The sequence below is a fragment of the Aquimarina sp. ERC-38 genome, assembly GCF_026222555.1.
GTDB lineage: Bacteria > Bacteroidota > Bacteroidia > Flavobacteriales > Flavobacteriaceae > Aquimarina.
The window spans coordinates 1,475,909-1,501,478 of record NZ_CP098511.1 but is presented as its reverse complement, the minus strand read 5'-3'; the positions used below and the strand labels follow the sequence as shown (position 1 = coordinate 1,501,478).

At 34.7% G+C, this 25,570-nt stretch carries 13 protein-coding genes; 10 read left to right on the top strand and 3 right to left on the bottom strand.

The features are described from left to right. Nucleotides 1-56 precede the first annotated feature (56 nt). The 3 genes from NBT05_RS06435 to NBT05_RS06425 form a co-directional block, all read right to left on the bottom strand. The gene (locus NBT05_RS06435; protein ID WP_265772673.1) at nucleotides 57-2,165 is read right to left on the bottom strand and encodes a prolyl oligopeptidase family serine peptidase; all 2,109 of its coding nucleotides are present in this window, start codon (nucleotides 2,163-2,165) and stop codon (nucleotides 57-59) included. A 50-nt stretch (nucleotides 2,166-2,215) separates the two neighbouring features. Then, nucleotides 2,216-2,371: a hypothetical protein gene (locus tag NBT05_RS06430; RefSeq protein WP_265772672.1), complete on the bottom strand. Its 156-nt coding sequence runs from the start codon at nucleotides 2,369-2,371 to the stop codon at nucleotides 2,216-2,218. 110 nt (nucleotides 2,372-2,481) lie between these two features. Next, nucleotides 2,482-4,248, bottom strand: coding sequence for a helix-turn-helix domain-containing protein (locus NBT05_RS06425; protein WP_265772671.1), 1,767 nt, complete (start codon nucleotides 4,246-4,248; stop codon nucleotides 2,482-2,484). Nucleotides 4,249-4,541: 293 nt separating this feature from the next. Between NBT05_RS06425 and NBT05_RS06420 the strand changes: the two genes are divergently transcribed. The 10 genes from NBT05_RS06420 to NBT05_RS06375 all read left to right on the top strand — a co-directional run bounded on the left by NBT05_RS06420 (nucleotide 4,542) and on the right by NBT05_RS06375 (nucleotide 25,532). Next, nucleotides 4,542-4,775: a hypothetical protein gene (locus NBT05_RS06420; RefSeq protein ID WP_265772670.1), complete on the top strand. Its 234-nt coding sequence runs from the start codon at nucleotides 4,542-4,544 to the stop codon at nucleotides 4,773-4,775. Between the two features lie 278 nt (nucleotides 4,776-5,053). Continuing rightward, the gene (locus NBT05_RS06415) at nucleotides 5,054-5,509 is read left to right on the top strand and encodes a T9SS type A sorting domain-containing protein (RefSeq protein WP_265772669.1); all 456 of its coding nucleotides are present in this window, start codon (nucleotides 5,054-5,056) and stop codon (nucleotides 5,507-5,509) included. A gap of 29 nt (nucleotides 5,510-5,538) precedes the next feature. Then, complete coding sequence (locus tag NBT05_RS06410; RefSeq protein WP_265772668.1) at nucleotides 5,539-12,003, top strand: RHS repeat-associated core domain-containing protein; 6,465 nt, start codon at nucleotides 5,539-5,541, stop codon at nucleotides 12,001-12,003. Beyond that, nucleotides 11,990-12,508, top strand: coding sequence for a hypothetical protein (locus NBT05_RS06405; protein ID WP_265772667.1), 519 nt, complete (start codon nucleotides 11,990-11,992; stop codon nucleotides 12,506-12,508). The genes NBT05_RS06410 and NBT05_RS06405 overlap by 14 nt, the downstream gene beginning before the upstream one ends. 282 nt (nucleotides 12,509-12,790) lie before the next feature. Beyond that, nucleotides 12,791-13,150 (top strand): hypothetical protein, encoded by a 360-nt coding sequence (locus NBT05_RS06400; protein WP_265772666.1) that lies wholly within the window; start codon nucleotides 12,791-12,793, stop codon nucleotides 13,148-13,150. Nucleotides 13,151-13,839: 689 nt separating this feature from the next. Next, entirely contained in the window at nucleotides 13,840-14,049 is a 210-nt protein-coding gene (locus NBT05_RS06395; RefSeq protein WP_265772665.1) for a hypothetical protein, read from the top strand. An 18-nt stretch (nucleotides 14,050-14,067) separates the two neighbouring features. Then, nucleotides 14,068-16,125, top strand: a complete 2,058-nt coding sequence (locus tag NBT05_RS06390; RefSeq protein ID WP_265772664.1) for a fibronectin type III domain-containing protein — start codon at nucleotides 14,068-14,070, stop codon at nucleotides 16,123-16,125. A 53-nt stretch (nucleotides 16,126-16,178) separates the two neighbouring features. Then, the gene (locus NBT05_RS06385) at nucleotides 16,179-19,997 is read left to right on the top strand and encodes a T9SS type A sorting domain-containing protein (RefSeq protein WP_265772663.1); all 3,819 of its coding nucleotides are present in this window, start codon (nucleotides 16,179-16,181) and stop codon (nucleotides 19,995-19,997) included. 11 nt (nucleotides 19,998-20,008) lie between these two features. Further along, nucleotides 20,009-24,973, top strand: coding sequence for a fibronectin type III domain-containing protein (locus NBT05_RS06380; RefSeq protein WP_265772662.1), 4,965 nt, complete (start codon nucleotides 20,009-20,011; stop codon nucleotides 24,971-24,973). After that, nucleotides 24,963-25,532 carry a hypothetical protein gene (locus NBT05_RS06375; RefSeq protein ID WP_265772661.1) on the top strand — a complete coding sequence of 190 codons (570 nt, stop codon included), beginning with the start codon at nucleotides 24,963-24,965 and terminating at the stop codon, nucleotides 25,530-25,532. Before NBT05_RS06380 ends, NBT05_RS06375 begins: the two co-directional genes overlap by 11 nt. The last annotated feature ends 38 nt before the right edge of the window (nucleotides 25,533-25,570 follow it).

Sequence of the window (25,570 nt, the reverse complement as noted above, 5' to 3'; positions counted from 1 at the left end):
AAAATTTTAAACTAACTTCTCAAATTTAGTAAATTTTATAAAGGATCATATATTTTCTATTTGGTATTCTCTAAAGCAAATACAATAGCATTAAGATAGCGTTGATCTCTTTTACTTTGAGCTTCGTTATACCCATGACCGGATTCAAAATCTGTATGCAGTAGTACAGGATTATCTGCTGAATTATAGTCTTTCAGCTTAGCTGCGAATTTTATAGATTGCCATGGTGATACTCTGTTATCATTCATACCTACATGTATTAGGGTAGGTGGGTATGTAGTTCCTTTCTTAAGATTGTTAAAAGGATCCATAGCACATAAATATTTTTTTTCTTCCGGATTCTTAACGGATCCAAATTCTTTAGCAAAATCAGGCCCGTTAATTCCAAATTCAAATCTCGATGGATTTAATACCGCAAAATCAAAAATAGCAGCTCCATAAAGCTCTGGCCTTTCTACCATAGCCATTCCAGTTGCAATTCCTCCGGCGCTACCCCCCCATAAAGCAATCTTTTGTTTTGACGTATATTTTTCTTTAATAAGATATTCACTACAGGCAATAACATCTTTCCAGGTATTTGATTTTGTTTTTTTGAATCCTTGTTCATACCACTTTCTACCTTTGGATCCACCACCTCTTACGTGAGCTAGTGCATAAACACCACCTTCCAAAACTGGCATTAATAAATGATAAAAGTAAGAAGGTACCCATGTAACTCCATAAGCTCCATAGGCTTCCAATACTACAGGGGCAGTACCGTCCTTCTTTAAATCTTTATGATAAACTAAGGATAAAGGCACCATGGCACCATCATATGATGGTATTTCTATTTCTTCAATAATCAAGTCTTCTAAAAAACTAGGGGTTGATACTGGTTTTTGTTCATCGATTGACTTCTCCTTGATCAAATTATTGTTTTTAAAATCAAAGATGTAACTTTCCTTTTTAGAAGTCCATCCGTATAAACGTACTGATAAATAAGATTGGTCGTGTCCTAAGCCATTGATACGTATAGTTCCAGCTGATTTGGGTAGTTTTATTTCAGTAATCTTACCTTTATATTTTCGGTATAATTTTGAAATAACTCCGTTAATTTTTGCTACATAAAATAATCCTTCTTTGGTAAGGGCAAAATCTTGAATAACCTCTTTACTATTTTCTTTAATGATTATTGTTGGCTCTTTAAAGTTTGGACTTTTTAAACTTACCCCACGGATTTCGAAGTTCGGAGTTTCATTAGATGTTAAATAAAGCAGACTATCTCCTTTTTGATAGTATTTTTTAATCTGTTCTTCTTTTGTAAAAAAAGGAATCCACGCATTTTTATCCTTTTTTATAAATTCATGTACTGGTAATAGATAAGCATCAAAATTAGGGGTGGAATTATCTACCTGTCCAACCAGATAGGTATCTTGTGGATGACCAACGGTAACAATAGGAAAATTTTCCGGTTGCATTTTTACAACTGGATTATTAGTCCTGGAAAAGAATTCGGTTTCTTTCTTTTCCCTTATATTGTAATTAAAAATTTTAGTATCTAAGTTATTTTCTGATGTGCCTATGCTTGTAGGATTTATTTTGCTATAAAATATTCCGGAATTATCGGGTGCCCAGTGAATACCACCAACTCCGGTAAGTACATAATCAATTGGAGTATTTATAAATTTTTTATTTTTTACGTCAACTACAAATAAAGTTGTAGTTTCTTTCCCTTTGAAAGCTATTGCGATGGCTACGTATTTTCCATTCCATGAAGGTTTATAGTAAGTAAGGTATGAACCTTCACTTATTTTGTTTTTAAATGGAAGGTCATTGAGATCAACTAGTTTTATATGTTTTTCTCCTTTATTTTCTATATAATATAATACCTTTTGATTTTCCTTTGTGCTTTTCAGATAAAAAATATGTCCTTCCCTAGTAATTGTTTCTCGTGATATGTTTGTTATATATCTATCATTATTGTTTTTCTTCTTTTCCTTTAAATGATCTGTAAATACTTTTAACTTTTCGAAATAATTATTGGATAAGGTGTTCTGCTCTTTTAACCATTCAATATTTGAATCATCTTTTAAATCCTCAAAGGATATATAGGCATCCGTACTATCTGAATTACATGTAACCAATTCTCTTTGACTATATCCCGTTAAGCCAAAAGATAATAACATTAAAAGAAAGAGATTCTTAAAAGAACAGAACATACTATATTACAATTAAATTAGGAATTATATGGACAATCTCCTGCTCTAGAAACATCTTCCAATCCATTGCTACAGTTTCCTCCATTTAATGATGCTTTTTGAGAAGCGTCTAATTTTGCAACTTTAATTTTTTTTAATTTTAAAAGTTCAGTTTTGTTTTTACTTGTTTCCATAAAATGAGTTTTAAATTTTAGAATAGTAAATATAGTTTGTTTGAAAATTTTATCTTAAAGAAAGATTAAGTAATACAAGATAATTTATAAATTGTCCTTTTTATTAAAAATCAATCAATTGATTCTAAACTATTTAATCGTTTTATATAATATGATGGAGAAATTGAATTAATTTTAGTAAATGCTCGAGAAAAAGACCTTTCATTGTTAAAACCTGCTTCCTTTGCAATATGAATTAGATTATAAGCACGGTATTTTTTGTCTTTTAGCAATCTAAGCATTATATATTCTATTCTTAAAGTACTTAAAAAATTAGAAAAATTTTTCCCTTCTGAGATATTAACAATTTTAGAAAGATAGGCTGAATTTGTATTAAACTCCTTTGCAAGACTAGATAATGTTATATTCGAATCAGTGAATTTTTTATTTTTTACAAAATCATTTAATTTATCCTCAATCTCTTTAATCAACTTCTCTGGTATATTATTATCACCGATACTTTTCACTTTCTTTTTAGATGAAGATACTTGTTGGTTACGTTTAAGAACTTCTTCAAACTTTATTTTATAACGTTTCTGTTTTTTGTAATAATGGTAAATCAATACGGGTGTTATAAACAACAATACAGATAGAAATAGCAATAATAAGTTCGACGTTTCTTTCTTTTGATCTACTTCTTTAAGAAGAGCTATTCGCTGTTCTTTAAGTTTACTTTGCTCAATTTGCTTATTAAACTTATTGCTTACTTCAAATTGTCTACCGCTTGATATACTATCATACCTAATCAACTTATTAAGATAGTAAAGTTGTTCATGAAAATTTTCTTTCTTTTTACTATCTTCCAAAAGTATTTGATAAGTATCTCTGATTTCTATAAAGTAGGTTTTATCAGTTATGAAAGAATCAATATCCTTAAGTATAGTAATAGCAGAATCCTTTTGTTTTAAATTGATTAGGGTTTTAGCATAATATAAGTCAGCTACGGCTTTATTTAGGTCATAGGAATTTTTATAGTAGTAATTCACTACTTTTTCCAGCGTATCTTTAGCAGTTTTGTACTCTTTAGCAAAATATCTATTAATACCATATGACATTCGGAATAAAACTATAAATGACTCGGATTTATCTTTATGAGCTAAATTCAATCCTTCTTTTATGAAGGGTAAACCTTGATTCAATTTTCTAAGTCTATTGTAAGCATCAGCAATACCTGCAAGAGCATTTTTATAATAAAAAAAATATTCAATTTTTTTATTTGAATCTAGAGAATCAATTACTCTAATATTTTGTTCAAAGTATTTAATCCCTTCTTCACTTTGATTTATAATATTCTTCAAATTTCCTAGGCTGTTCCTAATTCTTATTTCTAGGTATAGATTATTACCTGATTCATGAATTCTTTTATTTGCTAAAAGATAATTATCAAGTGCTTCATCAAATCTATTTATAAAATAGTAGTAACTACCTTTTTGAAGGTAAGCTTTTGCGGGATATAAATTGTTTTTTAAATCTTTTGTGATATCAATTGCACTATCAGTATACTTAATAGCTAACAACCTGTCTTTTTTATTTACATAAGACTGTAGAATATAACCTTCAGCAATATAATTTGATTTCTTAACCTTTTTTGCTTTAATAAGATAGTAATTCGCATATATACTCTTACATAAGGAGTCTTCGCATGAGCTATACTTATCACTTAGTTCATCAAATGAGTATTTTTTCAGCGTATCATTGGTTCTTAGATGTATACTTTCCAATTTTGCTTTATTCCTTCTCAAATTTGTAAAGTCGGTAATCTCTAGTTTTACATTATAAAAATTACTTGTTGTTAAAAGTAATACGAACAAACCAAACATAAATCTTATAAAATACATAAAAGTTTAAATGAATAATCCGAATTAAATAAATAATAAATTATTTGAAGTAAATGTGATCTATAAATGTTTCTTTTATAAATTGTCTTGTACGATTTATAAATCGTCTTTCCTTCTTCTTGCAAAACTACACATTCCCCTTCATCTTTGTCTCAATCAAAAAACGGATTGTAGATAAAATAGATATTTAGATAATTTTTTGCATAGTGTAATTTTGTAAATATATAATAGAATTTCTAAATACTCTTTGCACTAACTGCTTAAAATACAATTTATAACAAATACTCTATCATATGTTAGCCACCTGTTCTTATACCCGGATTAAATATTACAAAGCCCTGTTATCCCATATACACCTGGATGCCGTTAGCTTTTTAAACAAGCTAAAAGAGAAAGATGCTTACGAAGGGTTAATCTATCAATGGATGGAAGAGTTATACCAGCAACAGAAATCAATTAAAGAAGCTAAACTGATCCTTCAAAAACGAAGATATCAGTATTACTGTCAAAAAAACTTTAGGAGTTGATTACCCCCTATCAAGTCCATGGACACCTACTTATGTATAGAAAAATTACAGTATTGTAATAGATAGAATATAACTGTTTTTCAATCATACTTTAAACGACTCTAATAAATATAACTTCTTAAAAACAAACCGTAAATAATGTACAACCTTATAAATAACCTGCCTATAAATTAACAATACGTACCACTACTTTATAATAAAAATGATCTAGGGCAAAAACCAGGTTTTTAGCCCAACGGGTCGCTCTACACCAATTTTTAAAATTTAAAAAACTTCGTATGAAACCAAAAATTCTATTCATTTTACTCTTACTACCATTATTACATGCCAAAGCTCAAAGCATACTCATAGGGTTCACTCATGATGCAGCAGGTAATGTTGCATCTTGGAAAAAAGTAACTGGCTTTCTTAAAAAACCAACAGATTCCTTAATTGTTCAGGATATAAATCAAGATGCTCTGTTAACTGATGGTTCTCTAGAAGATCAAATAACGCTATACCCTAACCCTGTTGCCCATACCCTTCATATAAATTGGACTTCGCAAATTTCAAATTTGGTAACTAAAGTTCAATTAGTGAGCGTACTAGGAACTGTAGATACCCCTATTACAATTACACAGGTTGGTTCGATCTCTATAGACTTATCTACAAAACCCACAGGACTGTACTTTATTAAATTCTATCTGCAAGACCAGGCTCAAACTATTATAAAGAAAAAAATAATTAAAATGTAAATCTTCACTATAATCTACACCTTACAAATATGAAAACTACAAAATTCCTTAGCGTGCTTGTCATGCTACTCACCATATGGCAAACACTTCTAGCACAAGAAGATTATACCAATCTTAGCCCAACTGATGGATTTACGTATCAAAGGCATACTTCAAGAGTTAAAGAAACCGAAGAAGTAAATCTTACTAACAATACCTTAGCCGTACAAAGCTTAATTAAATCTAGTCCGATTTCCTATAATGGCAAAGGTTCAGACCGTACTAATGACCAGATTTCCATTTCCCTTTCGGGTGCTGTAGATTATAATATCCCTATCATGGTACCGGAGGGTATTACTGGGGTAGCCCCCAAGATTGCCTTATCATATAACAGTCAGTCCGGTAATGGTAGTGCCGGATGGGGCTGGAATATTGGGGGCTTATCTGCAATTACCCGTATACCTTCTACCATGTACCACGATGGGGTTTTAGACCCGGTAAACTTTAACTCGTTAGACAGGTTTGCTTTAAATGGACAACGGCTTATTCTGGTATCCGGAACTCATAAAGTAGACGGAGCAGTATATACTACCGAAGCTCATTCTAATATTAAAGTCGTATACCACCCTAGTTATTTTGAAGTATTTTATCCGGATGGCTCCCATGCAAATTTTGGGAGTTCTCTGGATTCCAGAGGTGTTTTTGAATATGGTATTAGCTATTGGGAGAATGAACGGGGTATTCGTATCAGTTACGAATATAAAAGCAAGACGGGTACTACAGGAGCCCACTCAGAAAGTTCACTGGCACTTACCAGTATTAAATACGGTAGTAATAATAGGGCAGCCTCAATAAACGAAGTTAAATTTATTTACCAGGAAAGAAAACGGAAAATATACGGGTATGGGTCAAGTTTCCCAATTTCGAAAAAAAGTTTACTTACAAAGATCGAAGTCCTGGCAAGTGGAAAATCTTACCGGACTTATGACCTGTTACATCGCTCCAACCAACTAGGGTACGAATATTTGACAAGTGTTTACGAGATTAATGCAGATGGATCAGAATCTTTTTCACCGGTCAAATTTACTTATGGTCCTGATCCGGTCAGTGATGTACAAAGAACAACAGTGACCACTACATTGGGGGTTCGTAACCTGGAACAACGTAATGCTGAGGTACTTACTATGGATCTTACCGGAAATGGAAAACTAGATTTTTTAGCTTACCCAAAACAGGAAAAGGATAAATTCTGGTTATTTAAAAACCGTAATTTTTCTATCCCGTATACAGTTAACACCGGTAAATTTGAAGAAATATTGCCGGTAACCTGGCTCAACTATCAAAATAAGTTAATGGCAGGCCACGGATTGGCTATTATACAGAAAGCCAGTAACCAAAACTATACTTTTAAAGTATACGGTAATAGTACCACCGGATCCATAAGTTCACAATATGAAAAGACCTGGACAACCCCTAAATATAGGGTTGATACCTTTTGTGATTTTGATACCAATCGTTTATTAGCAGTACCGCAAAATTTTATTTCCGGTGACTTTAACGGTGACGGGCTTACTGATGTGGTAGCAATAAGTAAGAACTATACCTCAACTTCTTGTAGATATGTGGACATTATTGGTAGGAACGATTGCATTCTACAAGATACCGAAGGAAATACAGTGAATAGTAGTATTCCGGCAGGACAATGTTGCCAGTGTGAAAATTTTACCTACAATCAATCCAGAGTAACCCTTATTGACCTGGATCGCCGTAAAACTAGCGGTTTTACTAAGAGCGTAGGATCTTTACCCAATCCCTTAAAGCCTACGGATCGACTTATCCCTATAGAATTTAACGGGGATGGGATTACAGATCTTTTACATATCACAAAAGACAATCAATATGTGTATACTATCCGTGAAGGACGTTTGGTCACCCTTTTAGAATTTGAAGGTGTATTTGATGTAAACCCTGCTCTTCCCATTCTGGTAGGGGATTACAATGGTGACGGTAAGACTGATTTTATTGCCCCACGAGAAGATGAAGACACCAACCTGTTTATCAATTATACTTCTACTGGTACTACCTTTAGATTGGACTTCCAGGAAATGCCCTTTGAATATCAAGAAAGAGATTGGAATGGTAGAAAAGGAAGTTTAAAAGATTATAACTTAATCCCTACTGATATTAATGGGGATGGGATTACAGATATTATTAGCCACCGTACCATTACCTATAATGAGAGCCAAAATAGGATTGGGTCAGAGTATGTCAAAGTGTACCATAATATGAATGTAGGGGATAGGGGCACCCAATATGAATTCGCTTTTGGTGGTGAGATGGCGGTTGGTATCAACAAACATTTTCCCATACCCATCTTTTTATCCTCTGATAAAAAAAACAATACCCTGGAGTTTGCCTCTATAAGCAACCAGACCATTAATGCCTATCGTTTTAATTTAGATAATAGAAATACATCCATGCTTCGGAGTATAGATAACTCAGGGGTAGTTTATGATATTGGATATGCCGGCCTTGACGAATCAGGGATAATTCCTCAGCAAATTTATACCAGAAAATACGATCAGGTCTATCCGTTTGTAGATTTGGCTTTTGCCCCCGGTAGCCACCTAGTACACGAAATTAAAAGAAGTGTCAAAAATTCGGATATACCTGCTACGCGACAAATTGCCTATTATGCAGGTGCTGTAGCCCATATAGGAGGCCTGGGGATGTTAGGTTTTCAAAATGTATCCCAGAGCAACTGGTTCGATAGTAGTAAAGACTTATTATTTTCAAACAAGCGGTTTGATATGAGTAAAAGGGCTGCTTTACAATATGAATACACTTCTACAAACTCCGATACGTATTTTGAAGAACCACCCCAACAGTACATTAGTAAAGTCTCTAACACTAATTTATATGAGTTAAAAAGCAACAAAACTTATTTTATAAAACTGGTGTCTGCCATCACAAAGAACAGCTTAGAAGGTACCACAACTTCCAGGTATTATAATTATGACTCTTATAACAACGTAATTAGCGAAACCACAGATTACTCCGGAGATGGTAGTACGGTTACAGACTATACTTATAAGAATCAAACTACTAAGCCATACTATATAGGAAGGGTAGGTACAAAAGCTACTACAACCACAATTGGTTCCGAAGCCTTTTCTACCTTAGAAACCTATGAATATAAAAATGGGTTGACAATTAGTAAAAAAGTATCAGCAAATGGATCTGCTACCGATACGGAAACCTATAAACATGACATTTTTGGTAATGTCATCGAAGTTATAAAAACGCCTCATGGAGAGACCCCTAGGGTAAATACTTACCAGTATGAACCTTCCGGAAGGTTTTTAAAACAATCTACCAGTATTTTAGGATTGACCACAAAGTACGAATATGATACGGTTTATGGATATTTAAAAAAGGAAACTGACCCTTACGGGCACGATACCAAATATACCTATGATAAATGGCATCGTAACATAGGGGTTATAGATAAGTACGGGAACTTTAACCTGACTACTTACACCAAAGCTAATTCTAACTATACCGTAAGAAAAAGGGAAGCTTCAGGCCTAGAAAGTAGCATCACTTATGATGCGTTAAAAAGAAGGGTTATTGAAAGTAATAAAGGGCTGGAAGGAATATGGAACCATGTAAGTTATAAATATGATGGTTTGGACAGGCTTACCCAGACTAGTGAGCCTCATAGGGGAAGTGCTTCTAAATGGAGTACGACCGAGTACGATAGTTATGGGAGGATATCTAAATCAATTCCTTATACCGGTGAGATTACTACTTTTCAATACCAGGGGTTAACCACCACTACTAATGTAGGCCATACCAGTCGTTCTATGACAAAAGATGCAATGGGGAATACAATTAAAACCACAGATGCAGGGGGTGACATAGTATTCACCTATTTTGGTAATGGTAATATGAAATCTTCTTCCTTTAGGGGTAGTGGACAAACTATAGAACAGGATCAATGGGGAAGAAGAACTAAATTAATAGACCCTGATGCCGGTACCTATACCTATACGTATAATGGTTTCGGAGATGTAATTGAAGAAACAACCCCTAAAGGTATTACAGAAAATACATATAATGCCATCGGACAGCTAGAACTTAGTGAAATAAGAGGGGATGGGCATAGAACATTTGTTTCTTATGACTATGATCCATCTACTAAACTCATAACATCAATTGGTAATAACAATACCATTGGTCAAAATTATGAAACTATATTTTTTACCTATGATTCATATCAAAGAAAAACTAAAATTAGTGATCAGTTTATAGAAACCACATTCGAACAAAATCTAACGTATGACAAATACTCCCGTATAGCTACTGAAAAACTAAATGTAACCTATAAACATAGTCATACGATACAAAGTACCAATGAGAATATTTATAATTATAGCAGTTCAGGTCATTTTATCGGATATAATGATTATAAAATAAAAGCCACTAATAGCCGTAATCAACCTGTTGAGATCCATTGGGAAACAGGTCATAAAGAGATACGGGGTTATGACGCGCATGGTTATCCCAGTAGTGTTAGTATAAATGACCATAACGATCCGGATTCGCGGTTTATATTAAACCGATATGACTTTGATCCCGTAAGGGGTAACCTAAAAACAAGATATCAATCCGTAACTTCTACGAAGTATACCAAATCCTATAGCGAGGAGTTCAAGTACGATAGTTTAGACAGGTTAATTGAAGGTAGTGGAAGTTTACCTGTAAAGCAAACTTATGATAGTTATGGAAGGATTGGGAGTAATTCTGATATTGGTGATCATCTTTATTTTAATCAGGGTTCTCGTTATCAAATTATAGGTGTTAACCTGTATGACTATAAAAATTGGATTTACGAAGGATTGGGCGGTCAAACTATTGAGTATGATATGTTCAAAAAGCCTCTGCGTATTACTAACAACAAAGAGGGTAACAATAAAGGGGTTTCTTTTAGTTATGGTTTTGAAGGCAACCGGGTAAAAGCTACTTATGGAGATGGGGAGCCATTTAAAAAGCCGATGCTTAAATATTATTCCTCTATTCTACCCATAGAAGTAGAGATAAGTGATATTACTCAACGTACCAAAATTACCTACTTTAAAGGGGGTGATGCACATACGGCTCCTATAGCTATCATTGATACCTATAAAAATGATCAGCTGGAATCTAAAAATAAGTATTTCTTAAACCGGGATTATTTAGGGAGTATACTCAATATTGTGCAAAGCGTTCCGGAAGCAGGAGAAAAAGTAGGTAAGCTGGTAGAAAGCAGGCAATATAGCGCCTGGGGCAACCTGGATGGGTATTGGTCATCCAGTATTGAAAACCATTTTAGTCATTTTAGTTTGACAAACAGGGGGTACGGAGGGCATGAACATTTTTTTGACGTAAGGTTAATCCATATGAATGGAAGGATGTATAGCCCTATCTTTCATACATTTTTGTCACCGGATAATTATATCCAGGATCCATATAATACCCAGAATTACAACCGCTACTCCTATGTATTGAACAATCCGCTTAAGTTTACTGATTTTTCCGGAGAATATATTAATCAATTTTTACCCTATGGGGTAAGACTATGGCTAAATGGTTTTGGTAATTGGATTCAGGATAATAGTGCAACAATCACTGTTGTAGCTACCGTAGCTGTAGGTGTAGCTTTAACGGTAGCAACATTTGGGGCTGCCGGCCCCTTAGTTGTAGGACTGGTGGTAGGAGCATGTACCGGATTTACCGCAGGGGCGGTGGGTACCTGGACATCCGGAGGTAGTTTTGAAGACGGATTAAAAAACGGGCTTTTTCAAGGTGCTATTGGAGCTGTGACCGGACTAGCCAGTGCCGGGGTTGGTACCTGGGCAACCAATAATTTAAGTGGTGTGGTGATAAATAGCCTGCAATTCACATCACATACTGTTAAAGGTATTGCCGGGGGTATAGTCGCTGGTTCATTATCTGGCGGGGTCGGAAGTTTTGGAGGTGCCATCCTTTCCGGAGAAAGTTTTGCTGCTTCTTTAAAGCAAGCCGGAAAAGGTATTATATTTGGCGCAGCATTAGGTGCAGTTACTGGAGGCTATGCTGGATATAAGCAAGGTAAAATCTTGGATGCGCAAGCAACTGTAGCCGCACAAAGTAAAGTCAATTCTTTACCTGCTTCTAGCTCTCAAGCAAATGTAGATAAAGGCAGTTTTTCAGTGTATCAAGGCTTTGATGATGCTGGTAATATAAAATATGTTGGGATTACAGGTAGAGAACCTCAAATTAGATTTGCTGAACATGCAAGAAGTTTTGGAAGTGGTAAAGAATTTTTAGATTTTGATGTGCTTAAAGGAGCTTCCAATTTATCTAAATTAAATGCAAGAATATTAGAACAAGGTTTGATTAATCAATATGGTTTAGGAAAAAATGGTGGAGTACTATTAAACAGGATTAATTCAATTAGTTCCTCAAAATGGAGTTTATATGGAATCAAATAAAAAGAAGAGAATTAATACAAAAATTGGTGATGTATTTTGTGCTGAAATTGATAAAAAAAGTAAAAGGTTTTTTCAATTAATAGCTTACGATAAGATTCAGTTAAACAGTGATGTTATTCGAGTATTTACTAAAATATATAGTGTTAACCAAGAGCCCGATCTTTCAGAAATTATTAGTGATAATGTAGAATTCTACGTGCATTGCGCTACAAAGATTGGTTTAAAGCTAGATTTATGGAAGAAAGTTGGTAATATCTCAAATATTGGATCAATTGATAAAATACTATTTAGAAGTACCAATGATTACGGAACAAAGCATGGTGGAGTACCTTTAAAAGTTTCGCATAATTGGCATGTTTGGCGAATTAATGACCGTGATTTTACTAAAGTTGGAAAATTAACTGATGAATATAAAAAATCTTTTATAGGTTTAGTTGTGAACCCTTTAGGTATAATGAAAATGTTGAAAGGAGAGAAATATCCCATAAATTATCCGGATTTTTGATTTTAATATTATAAATTCCCTTATAATAAAACCGTATTATAAGGGAGTTTTAAAAATATAATAAGTTATAACCCATGAAGTTGAAACAGCACCTAATGGAAAACCAATTTCAAAACACTTTTATAATAATGAAGGAAAGCTTAACTTCGAATTAAATTATAAACCGCATAATATGGGGTTTCCTCACGGTCATAAATTCACTATCCCTGGAAATTTTCAAAGTGGACACTTACCAGAGAACCATATTCCTTTTATGCTAATTCCAAGAAAATTCTTGTAATAATGATTAAAGAAATATATGAAAAATATGGTGAGTTCTCAGATTCCTGGATTGAGAAAATAGATATCTCAAAAGATACTGTTTCATTAACTTTAATTTGCGCTAACAAAATGAATAGCTTTAAATATGAGAAAATCTTATTAGAATTAATGCTATTAGAAAAAATCATACTCAATAAAAATTCTTATGAAGATATAATAGGTATTAAAGATTTATTGTTAAAAGAAAACGAAAATTATATAGTTATGGACTTAGATCCTATTGATCACTTCGATTATTTAAAAGAAAATCCACAATCTAATTTTAAGATTTGGTGTAAAGATATAAATTATAAATTTATTGAAGAATACAATACTAAGTAGATCAGTTTAAATTAGGATGAAATATAAAATGAAAAGGTAAAGTACATTCTAACATTTAGTTAGTTAAGAATTAATTCCATAAAATTATAACAGTAATATAAATTAGATGACTACGCAAAGCTTTTAAAGTCTATGCGTAGTTATTATATTGCTAGAGGTAGTAATTATAAATGAAAGTTAACATAATTAATGTACAATAGTGCAATTTCAAAATTTTAAAAAAACGTTCAAATGTTTAACCTATGTTTAAGTAAATTCAGCAGTATTTTTCCTAAATACCTGATTATAAAACAAAAAGAATACGCCTACAGCAATAAAAGGGATACTTAACCAATTTTGTATATGCAGATATACACTCCCTCTCCGTAGAAGTAGCACCCTACGAAATTTTTGAAATTCCTGAAATTATTGGAAATACATTTACTGCTTCGCAACCTTTACTATCTATTGAAGCCCTATTAAAAGATAGCTATTATAAAAATAAAGTCAAACCGTTAATTTATAAAAACTATCCCCTGGACGGTGATATTTACCTGGATCGCGAAGTAACTATCTTAGGGAATCCCCCGGTACGTTCCTTTTATATAGGGAACGAATATCTGGCAAATTATAAAAGCAATCCTCAATCGTACTGGGTTCAAAACAGGATTCCTTTTGTATACAACTTACCATTACAGTATAAAAATGATATGGTGTATTTACGTAACCGAATTGTAAATAGATATATTAATATTCGAAACGACGATGAAAAAAGTAAGGAAATTTATGAAAAATTCAGGTATTTAATCGATTCGCCTTTTCCGCCTTTACCCTTGGGAAGTTATAAAACCAACATAATGTATACCACTCCGGGAGAAATGTATCGTAAAGGATATGAGATAAAATATATCAATCAATAAAGAATAAATTCAATAAACGTGTATAAATCATTTTTGGTCATCATACTTCTTTGCTTTGCTAAAATAGGGTTCTCCCAGGATGCTGCGATACAGGTATTATCCAGACCACAAAAAGATCGAATTTTATTGCGTTGGGCGGTAAATAATCCGTTAGCCTGGAAAAAAGCAAATCAATACGGATTTATCATCGAACGAATCACAATTTCCAGAAATGAAAACCCGGTGATCCCTAAAGAAATTGAAATTTTGACCCCAAACGCTTTGGTACCACAACCTTTACCAACGTGGGAGACCATAGCGCAAGAAGATCAAAATGCGGCCGTTATTGCACAAGCGTTATACGGGGATTCCTTTAGTGTAGAAACCATGAATGCTATGGAAAGTATGATTGCAGCTAATGAAGAATTAGAACGAAGGTTTACCTTTTCTCTGCTTGCTGCCGAACAAAGTTTTAAAGCCGCACTTCTGGCAGGTTGGGGATTTATTGATACCACGGTACGAAACGGAGAAAAATACGCATATCGCATTACCGTACCGCTCCCATCGGATGAGGGTTTGACAATTCGGGAAGGAACTATTTTCTCCGGTCTTGATTTTTACGAAGAATTACCCAAACCTATAGGGTTAGCCGCAGATTTTGGAGATCAGCATGTGTTGTTAAGCTGGAATTATGATATTCTTAAAAAAACCTACAACTCTTATTATGTTGAACGTTCTTCTGACAACCAAAATTTCACTCGGCTTACGGGTAGCCCTATGTATAATGCACAACAAGCTAAAGATGCAAAAGATGTAGCCTTATTTTATAGTGACTCTATTCCAAATGATAAAACCTATTACTACCGGGTTATTGGCTTGACTTCGTTTGGGGAAGTAGGTCCGGCTTCAAATAGCATTCAGGGAACAGCTAAAAAAGCCTTAAATTTTGTACCTTTTATCACTTCTAAAGAAATTCCGGATGCCAATACGGTTATTTTAGCCTGGGATTTTTCAGAGGAAGGAAATGAACTGATTACCGGGTTTGAACTACGTCAGGGTAAAACTGATGAAGGTCCTTTTACGGTAGTCCGTTCTAATATAGCACCTAACCTTCGAAAAGTTACATATACCGGTCTACACCGTACCAATTACTTTAAAATCGTAGCTATGGGTAAAGCAGGAATCAATAGCGAATCTTTCACTACCCTGATACAACCTGAAGATAACGAACCCCCTCAACCCCCGGTTGGAATGACAGCTACTATAAATACTTTGGGCGTGGTACAACTACTCTGGCAAAAAAATAGTGAACCTGATTTATTAGGCTATCGGATTTACCGGGCAAACAACCCGGAAGCTGAATTCTCTCAGATCACTCAAAAAGAAGTGCGGAACAATAGCTTTACCGATACCATTGCGATCAACAGTACGAATAAGTATATATATTATAAGCTAAAAGCAGAGGATTTACGTTATAATTCGTCCGGGTTTTCTAAAATTTTAAAAATTCAAAAACCAGATAACACCCCCCCTTCTCCCCCGGTGATTACTTCTTATAAGGTTCAGGAAAACGAAGTGTTTCTATCTTGGGTAGCTAGTACCAGTGATGATGTAACTAATCATCTGGTTTACAGGAAGAATCTTACCAAATCTGCGAAAGTATGGGAATTAGTGGCTAAAATGGTTCCGGAAGCAACTACTTATAAAGATGCTAAAATTAAAAGCAATCATAAATATGTATACACCATAGTAGCTAGAGACCAATCTGGTCTGGAAAGCAGCCCGGCAAATCCGGTAACTATAGTAACGGAACAAAAAGCTATAAAAAAGGATGCAATTAAATTAAATGCAGTTGCCAATAGAGAAATCCGTTTTATCAAGGTATCCTGGAAAGTTACCGGAAATGAGGTAACTACCTGCCGATTGTATAAAAGTGAAGCCGGAGAAAAATTAAAACTATACCAGGTTTTTGATCAAAAGGTTAATACTTATCAGGATATAAATATAGAAGCCGGATCCGAGTATCAATACGGATTACAGGTTCTGACTAAAGGTGGAGTGCCGTCTGGAATTAAGAAAATTAATGTGATTTATTAGAGATGAAGAAGAGTATATTACTAATTCTAAGTATAATATCAATATCAAACCATATGACGTATTCACAACTTGATCCAATATCCAAGTATTATGAATTAGAAGAATTTGATATTGAATTTGACCATAGAGGAGGATGCGGAAGTGATAGTCATAGACAATACGTAACCTCTACTACAAGACAAGGAAAAATCCTTCCTTATAAAGTATGTTTTTCAACTAGTGGAAGAGAAGAAGAATGTCAAGATGGAGAAGTATTCTGTGATTATAATCAGCAGAAATGTAATATAATTCGAAGTTCAAATATTTTTTGCGAAATATTTGAATACGACTTTCAAGGATGTGTACAAGATGAAAAGGGAAAATATATAATAGTACCAATAAACTTCGATATTTCTTCTATTAATCCAAATGGAAGCACTTCAGATAAAGTTAATTTAAGAGGTACCCCAAACTATGATTTACGGGTTTACGGTTGGGAGTATTTTGATCCATTTAGCCGTAACTGGACAGCACTACCTTCTTCATTAAGAAATAAAGAAAACATAACATTTACGGCACAAGAAGCCTTTGGAACCAATTTTAGGAATTATTTAAACCGCCCCATTCAGTATAGAATTGCTTTATGTAATGGTTGGTCAACAGATACTACCTTAGAATTTACTTTTATAGATGCTTCTCCAAAACAAGTAGGCACAGTCGCAATCACTGACAACACCTGTTTTGGAGCCAATGATGGAGCTGCTACAGTTACCTTTGATAATAATGTGGATGTAGCGAATGGTTTTGAAATGCGGTATTTTTTATACCAGGGGAATCCGGCAGATTTTGGAACCAATTTCGAAAATACTAATCCCCCGCAAGCCTATAAAAACTATCGTTTGGGCGGATTAATTGCAAATGGAAACGGAACTTTTAGTGGAAATACAGGAAACGATATAGAACCAGGAAATTATTATATTGTTTATCAGGAAGTAAAATATGATGGTAGTAATGTGACCGTAAAAAGTGGTGCGATCACCGAACAATTTACGGTTCGCGGACCTTCTCAAGTAGTTACTTCTATAGCTTCTACCGTACAACCGGTTTGTAGAAATGAAGGAGGTACGGTGAATCTTTCTGCTAACGGGGGAACTGAAAATGGTGCTGGTAATCTGCAGTACAGAATTGTGGGTAACAATAGTTGGCAGGCTTCTCCTACGTTTATAAACTTACTTCCGGGTAATTCTTATAAATTTCAGGCACGGCGAATTTCAGGTGGAAATACCTGTCTTGGAACGGAAACAGCTTTAGTTCGAATTAATCAAGTCACCACACCCTTTGCTATTAATAACTTTAGTATTACCGAAATTCCATTTAACCCTACTTCAGCAAATGGAAAATTACGGGTGAGTATGGATTTTGGTACCGCTCCTTATATAGTTACTTTACGTAACGCCAATACTAATGTAGTGATAGAAAATAGTATTTCCTCAAATACCTCTTATACCTTTCAGGGTTTGTTACCCGGGGATTATTATGTAGAAGTCACGGATGCTTCGGGTTGCAGGGATACTTCAAACGTAATCAATTTAGAATCTTTAAAAGTCCCGCAATTCAGTACCCCGAACGTTACTCAAATTTCATGTTTTGAAGCGAATAACGGCGCAATTACCATACCGGTTACGAATGGAGGTTCTTATCGTTGGGTAAGAAATGGTGTAGTAATTCCAAATAAAACTACAACTACTATCGATGCTCTTAAGCCAGGTAGTTATGTATTGGAAGTCATTCCGGTAGGTGGCGATTTTAGTAATCCGGAAACTTTATACCGCTCGATGGTAATTAACCTGGTTGATCCGGAAAAAGTTGCTATTTCAAACGTAGTTACCGTTCCTTTTACCTGTAATGGATCTGGAGATGGTGAAATTCAACTTACGCCCGGGGGTGGAAATACTTATGAATACACCCTGGACGGAGGTTTAACCTGGTTGACTTTAACTAATAATAAGATCACCTTAGCAAACGGAGGAATTTTTGACCTTCAAATCAGAAATGAAAAAGGATGTTTGTCAGACATTACCAACGGAATCCTGGTTGATGAACCGGGTGTTTTAGGATTGTTAGTTGAAAATAGGGAAGCAATTACCACCTACGGCGGCAATGAAGGGTTCATTGATATTTCAGTTACCCGGGATGCAAATTATACGATTGGAGAAAACTTTACTTTTAGTTGGAGAAAAAACGGTATTGAAGTATCCAACCGGGAGGATTTAGTAAATGCTACCAGTGGTGTTTATACCATAGAAATCAGAGATCAAAACGCGTTGCCACCGTTTAACAACGGCTGTGTGTATAGCGAAGAGTTTACCATATCAGAACCTAATGAAATTACAGCCGTAATTACCGATCCCAGTTGTTATCAGGGAACTGATGGAACGATTGCACTGGTAGTAAATCAGGGAAATAATGATACTGAAATTTCGTTTGAATGGACGAATGAAACTACTGGGGAAGTGGTTGGAACTTCGAATCCGGTAAACGGGCTTGGAAAAGGACGCTATTCGGTGGCTATTGACGGGTTACCTTTTGGCACTTCAGAAGGGAGAAATTATCAAATTGGCGAACCTGATATGATCGAAGTAATCGTAGAAAATTTAATGGATGTTTCCAGTTTTGGCGGAACCGATGGTTCTCTAGAAATTGAGGTTATTGGCGGTACTCCTCCGTATACCTACCAGTGGATTGCCGACAACGGATTTGCTTCAACAGATCAAAATATTTATGACTTAAAAGCCGGTAATTATATGCTCGAAGTCCGGGATGCAAATGCTACCAATCAGGAAAACGGATGTGTATTTATTGAGGCTTTTGAAATCGAACAACCAGATATTATTGTGGAAACTCCAATAAACCCTACGTGTTACAATGGCTGTGATGGAAGTATTTCTTTACTTGTGAACGAAGGTATCGGGAGTTTTAACTATACCTGGAGTAATGGTATGGCCACTCCTGCTATTACAGGATTATGTGCTGGTTCGTATACGGTGACCATTACCGGACTTCCGCAAGGAACACAGATTAGAACTTATGAATTAGACAACCCGGAACAGTTGATAATTCCGTTACCGGATACAATTACCTTCTGTAGTAATCAGGTTCCGGAACTAGATGCCAGCATTCCGGAGGGTAATAATATAACCTACGACTGGACTTCTGATAAAGGGTTTACAGCTACAGGAGCAGTTATAAACCCACCTCAATCCGGTCTTTACAGTGTATTGGCTATAGATGGTAACGGATGTGTAGCAGAACATCAAATACAGGTTTTTAAAAGTGATGCGGTAATCAATTCCGAATTTGCCATGTCTAGTCAGATTTTCTTAAACGATGACTTGATTATGGTAGATATTAGTTTTCCGGTTCCGGATACGGTGGAATGGATTTTACCTGAGGAAGCTAAAATTAAAACCAATACGGCAGATGAAGTAATTTTAACTTTTTCAGAACCCGGAGTATATCAGGTTGGGTTAAAAACTACCGTAGGAAATTGTGAAACTACAACTATTAAAGAAATAGCGGTACTGGAGCAAAATACGGAGGATATCAATCCTTCTGTAACACCGGATGCCCCTAAAAACAATATTGAAAACTTTAGCATGTACCCGAATCCTTCAGATGGAAAGTTTACGGTCGCCGTTGAATTAGGAACTACTGGGGCCGTATCGGTTAAAGTGTTTAGTTTCGTCAGTAACCAGATGATGGCGTATGAAAAAGCGGATCGTAATAATAGTTACCAAATTCCTTTTGATATTTCCAATCTCCCGTCCGGGGTGTATGCGGTAGTATTAGAAACTTCGTACGGTAGTTCACTTCAAAAAATAGTAAAAAAATAACAGGATTTACTATGAAGTATTTGCCCTTAGCTTTTATAAACATAAAAATTCTTTTAAGAAATTTACAGATTGCATTGTTCCTGTTTTTTGGCGTAGCCAAGTTATCAAGCCAGGGGTCCTCGTCTCCGGTGCAGGTAATAGTACAAAACATTCCGCCTTCTCCGGTAAATCTTGCCGGCTATGCAAATGAAAATGTGACTAATGGTCCTTTACGTGTACAAATAACTTTAAATGACTTTACCATTACGGATCGCGAAGTTCGGTTAAAAGTATATTTTGAAGGGCAGGGATTGCGTTTTGAAAGTAAAGCAACAGTTACCAATGTACCTCCCCTCTTTTTAAACGGGGGAATTCCTACGGTTTTAAACGGGGCGCAGCTGGCTCCTTATTTTAGTTTTTCTAATATACAAGGCCTTTCAGCTACTCAATATAATAACGGCATTCCGGACGGTTCTTACCAGATTTGTTTTGAAGTATTTGATGTGCTGACTGGTCGAAGACTTTCAGCACGTAGTTGTACCACTACCCTGGTTTTTAAAAACGGGCCGCCTTTATTAATTACCCCGGCAAATAAAAGTACGGTTGTACAGGTAAATCCGCAGAATATCCTGTTTCAATGGTCACCCCGCCAGATTAATGTAAGTAACGTCGAGTACGAATTAAGCTTGGTTGAGATTTGGGATTCGAAGGTAGATCCGCAAACTGCTTTTTTAAGCAGTCCCCCGGTTTTTCAAACCACCATCCGGTCTACCACTTTTTTGTACGGACCTTCGGCTCCCCTATTATTACCTAATAAAAGATACGCCTGGCGCATACAGGCAAAAGCCAAACAAGGTGCTGAAGAAATCGGATTATTTAAAAATGACGGCTATAGTGAAATCTACTATTTTAATCATACCGCTCCTTGCGATCTACCTATTACGGTTACAGAGGAAATAAAAGGGGCACACCAGGTAAATATCAATTGGGAAGATTATACAAACGATATCCCTACCTACACCATACGGTATCGAAAAAAGGGAAAAAATGACTGGTTTACCAGCAGAACCTCCACCAACTGGATTACACTATGGGATTTAAAAGCTGCTACTACCTATGAATACCAACTACAGAAAACCTGTTCGATTTCAGAAAGTGCCTGGTCGGTTATGAAAGAAATCACTACCACTACAGAAGATGAGGTGTCTACTGCAATTAATTGTGGAATTAGTCCGGATATTAATTTAGATAATAAAGAACCTTTACCTACCCTGGAAAAAGGAGATTCTTTTATTGCCGGAGATTTTAATATTAAAGTATTGGAATCCAGCGGAAGCGAAGGAAGGTTTACTGGAAAAGGCTACGTACTAGTTCCATATCTTGAAAGTATAAAAATCGGGGTAGCGTTTACCAATATCCTGGTAAATACAGACAAGCAATTAGCCGAAGGAATGGTGGTAACTACCTATGACGAAAGCTTAGGTAATATTGTAGATATAGATGAGATAGCAGATACGGCGGGAGATATTATAGAAACTACTGGAGAAATTTTTGAAGGAGATAATGACCTCCGCGAAATTACTACGGATTTTGAAGTCTCTAAAGAAGATATTACGGTTACAGACGGAAAGATTATAATTACCAACCCGGAAACCGGGGAAGTGATTGAAGAACTGGCAACAGACGATACGGTGATTACCGATTCCAGTGGAAATGTGTACCATGTAGACAGTGAAGGAAATGTTTCTGAAGGTGGAGTAATAGATGAAGCAGGTGCGGTTACGGCAACAAATGTGGAAGGAGTAAATGATAAAGGAGACATTGAATCCTTGACTGCTCCTGATATCCTAATCACTTTTAATCAAAAAGGAACTTATGGATTTGATCCATTGCCTGAGAGTCAACAGGAAAAATTGACCGAATACTACGAGGTCATTAAAGATACCGAAGGAAAAGATTATGCCATCCAGCACCATGCTGTAAAAAACGGTGAAAGCACTACCATAACTGCAAAAATTGATCAAAAAAATGCTACCTACGACCTGGAAACTGTTGTATTTAAAACTAGGCAAGGTGAGAAGTTGGTAACTAAAATTGTAGATAATAATACTATCGAACTGACCGTAAAAGGTCATTATAATTTTGAACATGAAACTATTTTTGCAACAGTTCCTTCGCCCGATGATACGGAAAAGCAACTTACTGCCGGGGCGTTTACATTATGGCATTTAACTGAGCGGCAAGTAAAAGTTGAAGTAGTTGCAGTAAATGATGCCAACCTTCCGGACGGTATTTTTACGGAGGTAGCCAATATGTTTAAACCCGGGGTAGCCACGGTATCGATTTTACCATACGTTACTAGGTTTAATTATAACCCGAACCAAGTAGGTTCGAATGGTTTGGATATTGGAGACAAACCCTGGTTATCCACTTATAATGAGGAACAAAAAGACGTGATTTCTGCTTTTAAGGCAAATGGTTCTTATTCTAAAAACACCTATTATATTTTTGTTTTTAATGATATTAAACCTTCCCGACCTATTGCCGGATTTATGCCTTTACAACGTCAATTTGGATTTGTCTTTACGGATAATGTCAATACTAATAATGAAGAAGGAAAAGGAAACCTGGCCAAGACCCTTGCTCACGAAATCGGACATGGGGTTTTTGCTTTACAACACCCCTTTACCGAACTGAATACTGAAGAAAGCGCAACCTCCTGGTTAATGGATTATGGTAAGGGTGTAGTCTTAAATCACCTGGATTGGGCTCAAATCCATAACCCAGATTTAAAGTTTTATGTATTTCAAGATGAGGAGGATGGGGAATTGATTCAAAATGCTATTACAAAATACCTCAATATTGATATCAATAAATGGAAAGATTACTGTTATCTGTCTCCCATCGGAACAGCTATCGAAATACCAAATGCCACACATCTAAAATTTAACGAAGATGGTGCTGTTATTGCGTTTAAATTAGGTGAAAAGAAATACTACGGGGTATACGGATCAAACAGTCAAAATTTCTTAGGTTATATCAGTCAAGATAATGTTGATATAGTTAAAACAAATAATGTAAATACAGAGGAGTTTACTCGATTATTCGAGCAAGTTAAATTTAAAGCGATACGTTATGCTCCGGTAGGAAAAGTTATTTTTTCAATAGCAAAGAAAAGGTATGGTAATCAGTATTTAGATTGTATCGTAGAGGCTAGATGGAACAACCCGGTTATATCCAATACTTATACCGGAAAAGCGATTCCACCTTTTTTTCCAGAAGATATCTTAACCATCAGTAGACAAGGTAAACAATGTGATGATTCCTTAGCTGAAGGAGTCATCGATGGAAAGGGTACCGCTATTTTTTATAAACTATCAAACGAAATTCCTGATGAAAAAAGAAAGGATTTTATTGACTTTTGCAATTATATCTCCAAAAAGTTAGAGGATAAAACCTTTGCTTTTCATCATAAAGCTTTTAAAAACAACCGAACCTTTAATTCCATTAATAATACTATTCTAAACTATCTTCAAGAAAATAAAATTTACACTTTAGAACAATTTCATCAAGAGGATCATTTTCCAATTGAAACGTATGCTAGAGATGCTCAGGTTATATTTTCTAATATAAATCTAAGACAAGGCATTCCGGATAATTATAATAAAAATTCTACAGATTGGGTTTATTATGAAAGTAAAGGTAAAAAAGTTACCTACCAGTACTCATTAAATGATTTAGAATCCCGGCAAGAATTAATGGAGGACAGTTCAAAGTTCAGACAATTTCTTGTAACCCTAGAATTAGAAGGTAATGCAGAAGCCATATCCATGAAGGATGGTTATGATCAATATGTTGCACTATTTGGCACAGACTCTGCTGCTTTTTTATGGGCTTCATTTGCTGCAAACTCATCAAAAGACGTATTAATGGCATTTATGGCACATCGTCTTATTGCACGGAATGGTATCAACGTATTACAACAATTCGGTAAAGATGCCACTAAAAAATTTATAAAAGGTGCCTTAGAAGAAGGATTAGGTAATTTAATAGCACATGAAGTTCTTTCTTATGGAGAAACCATCCCTTATTCGGATTTTATGGAAGATATGATGCTAGCTGGAATAAAAGAGGTTCTAAATCCAAGTTCAGAGATAGTTGAAGCAGGTTTTGATTGTATTATAGGATTGGATCAAGAGCAAGTAGCCCGGTTGTTTGTTTCAAATAACAAGGAAGAATTTTATAAACACCTAAAAGTAGCAGGAGTACAATGTGTAATTCCTGCAGTATTGGGAAGAATACTACCTCGATTTAAACAACACCTCTTAACCAATAAAACATTCTTAAGAAATGGATTTTTATTTTTTAAGAACAAACTAAAATTAGGAACCTTTGAAACAGTTGATTTACTTAAAATCTCAATAGATTTTAATACTTTGTTTAAAGGTAAAAGTGAGTTTTATAGAGAGACAATAGAGAGACTACTTGCAAAAGAATCTGGAGTAAAGGCTCTAGACGTACTTATCAAAGCAGGTTATGATATTCCTTCTTTATCAGCAAAAAGTATACAAAGAGTTTCAACTATTATTGAAAAATACGAATTAGAATCTACACAACAACTCGAAGAATTTTCAAAGCTATTCAAACAAACATTGGACGTACCTAGAATGCTTATTTTTTTGGATAAAACTGTTTCTTCAATTGGAGACTATAAGGATTTAATTGCAAAGATTAGTGGACATGAAATGTTTGAAAAAACCATTGCTATAAACGGTAAATCAGTCAAAGTAAGCGACTATTTTGATGCAAAAGGACAATATGAATATTTTTATAAAATAGAAGGAAACAAACATTACTTTGTAAAAGCATTAAAAGATAAAGAAGGTATGTTAATCGTAATTGATAAAACTATGGACATTGTAATTGGAAGTGTTACGAATATTATAAAAGATATTGGTTCAGACTTCACTAAAATTCTATTTGAAATTGAAGATTAGTATTATTAACAATGCTTTAATTATATTGTATGTAGTTGTTATAGTAAGTTATACTTTACATTTAAATGGTTTTCTGCTTAATTTAGAGGAATATTGTAATTGCAGGTTCAATTCTTGGACTATATACAAACTTCTATTAGCTTTATTTCTACCTTACTTTTTATTTGAAAGACTTTTTAAAAAAAAGAAATATAAAGGTTTAGGAATTATCTATATAACACCTCTACTCATGTTATTTACGTTTTTTTATTTAGATAATATAAAAACTACACAAATTTTTCAAAGTAGTAAAAATGTCATAGATAAAGCTATTATACTTAGAAAAACACATTCCAAATTAAGCTGGTATGTCGTTGCTAAATTTGAAATACAAAGTAAAACTGTTAAAACGGAATTTAAAATAAATGGGCATTTATGGAAAGAAAAGAAAATTGGTGATACTATTTTGATCAAGTATATAAAAGAATGTCCAAATATAAATACGGATTTTAATTTTACACCTTCTAACAAAGAAATTAAATTTTACGAGGGCGGTAGATTGATAAGACCAGAAACATAGATGACAAATAAAGAAAAAGGTAATTAATTTTAGAGTTA

Excerpts from the sequence above, each read along its gene's own strand:
- NBT05_RS06435 (WP_265772673.1), bottom strand. The coding sequence starts at position 2,165 with ATGTTATTATCTTTTGGCTTAACGGGATATAGTCAAAGAGAATTGGTT.
- NBT05_RS06430 (WP_265772672.1), bottom strand. The coding sequence starts at position 2,371 with ATGGAAACAAGTAAAAACAAAACTGAACTTTTAAAATTAAAAAAAATT.
- NBT05_RS06425 (WP_265772671.1), bottom strand. The coding sequence starts at position 4,248 with ATGTATTTTATAAGATTTATGTTTGGTTTGTTCGTATTACTTTTAACA.
- NBT05_RS06420 (WP_265772670.1), top strand. The coding sequence starts at position 4,542 with ATGTTAGCCACCTGTTCTTATACCCGGATTAAATATTACAAAGCCCTG.
- NBT05_RS06415 (WP_265772669.1), top strand. The coding sequence starts at position 5,054 with ATGAAACCAAAAATTCTATTCATTTTACTCTTACTACCATTATTACAT.
- NBT05_RS06410 (WP_265772668.1), top strand. The coding sequence starts at position 5,539 with ATGAAAACTACAAAATTCCTTAGCGTGCTTGTCATGCTACTCACCATA.
- NBT05_RS06405 (WP_265772667.1), top strand. The coding sequence starts at position 11,990 with ATGGAATCAAATAAAAAGAAGAGAATTAATACAAAAATTGGTGATGTA.
- NBT05_RS06400 (WP_265772666.1), top strand. The coding sequence starts at position 12,791 with ATGATTAAAGAAATATATGAAAAATATGGTGAGTTCTCAGATTCCTGG.
- NBT05_RS06395 (WP_265772665.1), top strand. The coding sequence starts at position 13,840 with ATGGTGTATTTACGTAACCGAATTGTAAATAGATATATTAATATTCGA.
- NBT05_RS06385 (WP_265772663.1), top strand. The coding sequence starts at position 16,179 with ATGACGTATTCACAACTTGATCCAATATCCAAGTATTATGAATTAGAA.
- NBT05_RS06380 (WP_265772662.1), top strand. The coding sequence starts at position 20,009 with ATGAAGTATTTGCCCTTAGCTTTTATAAACATAAAAATTCTTTTAAGA.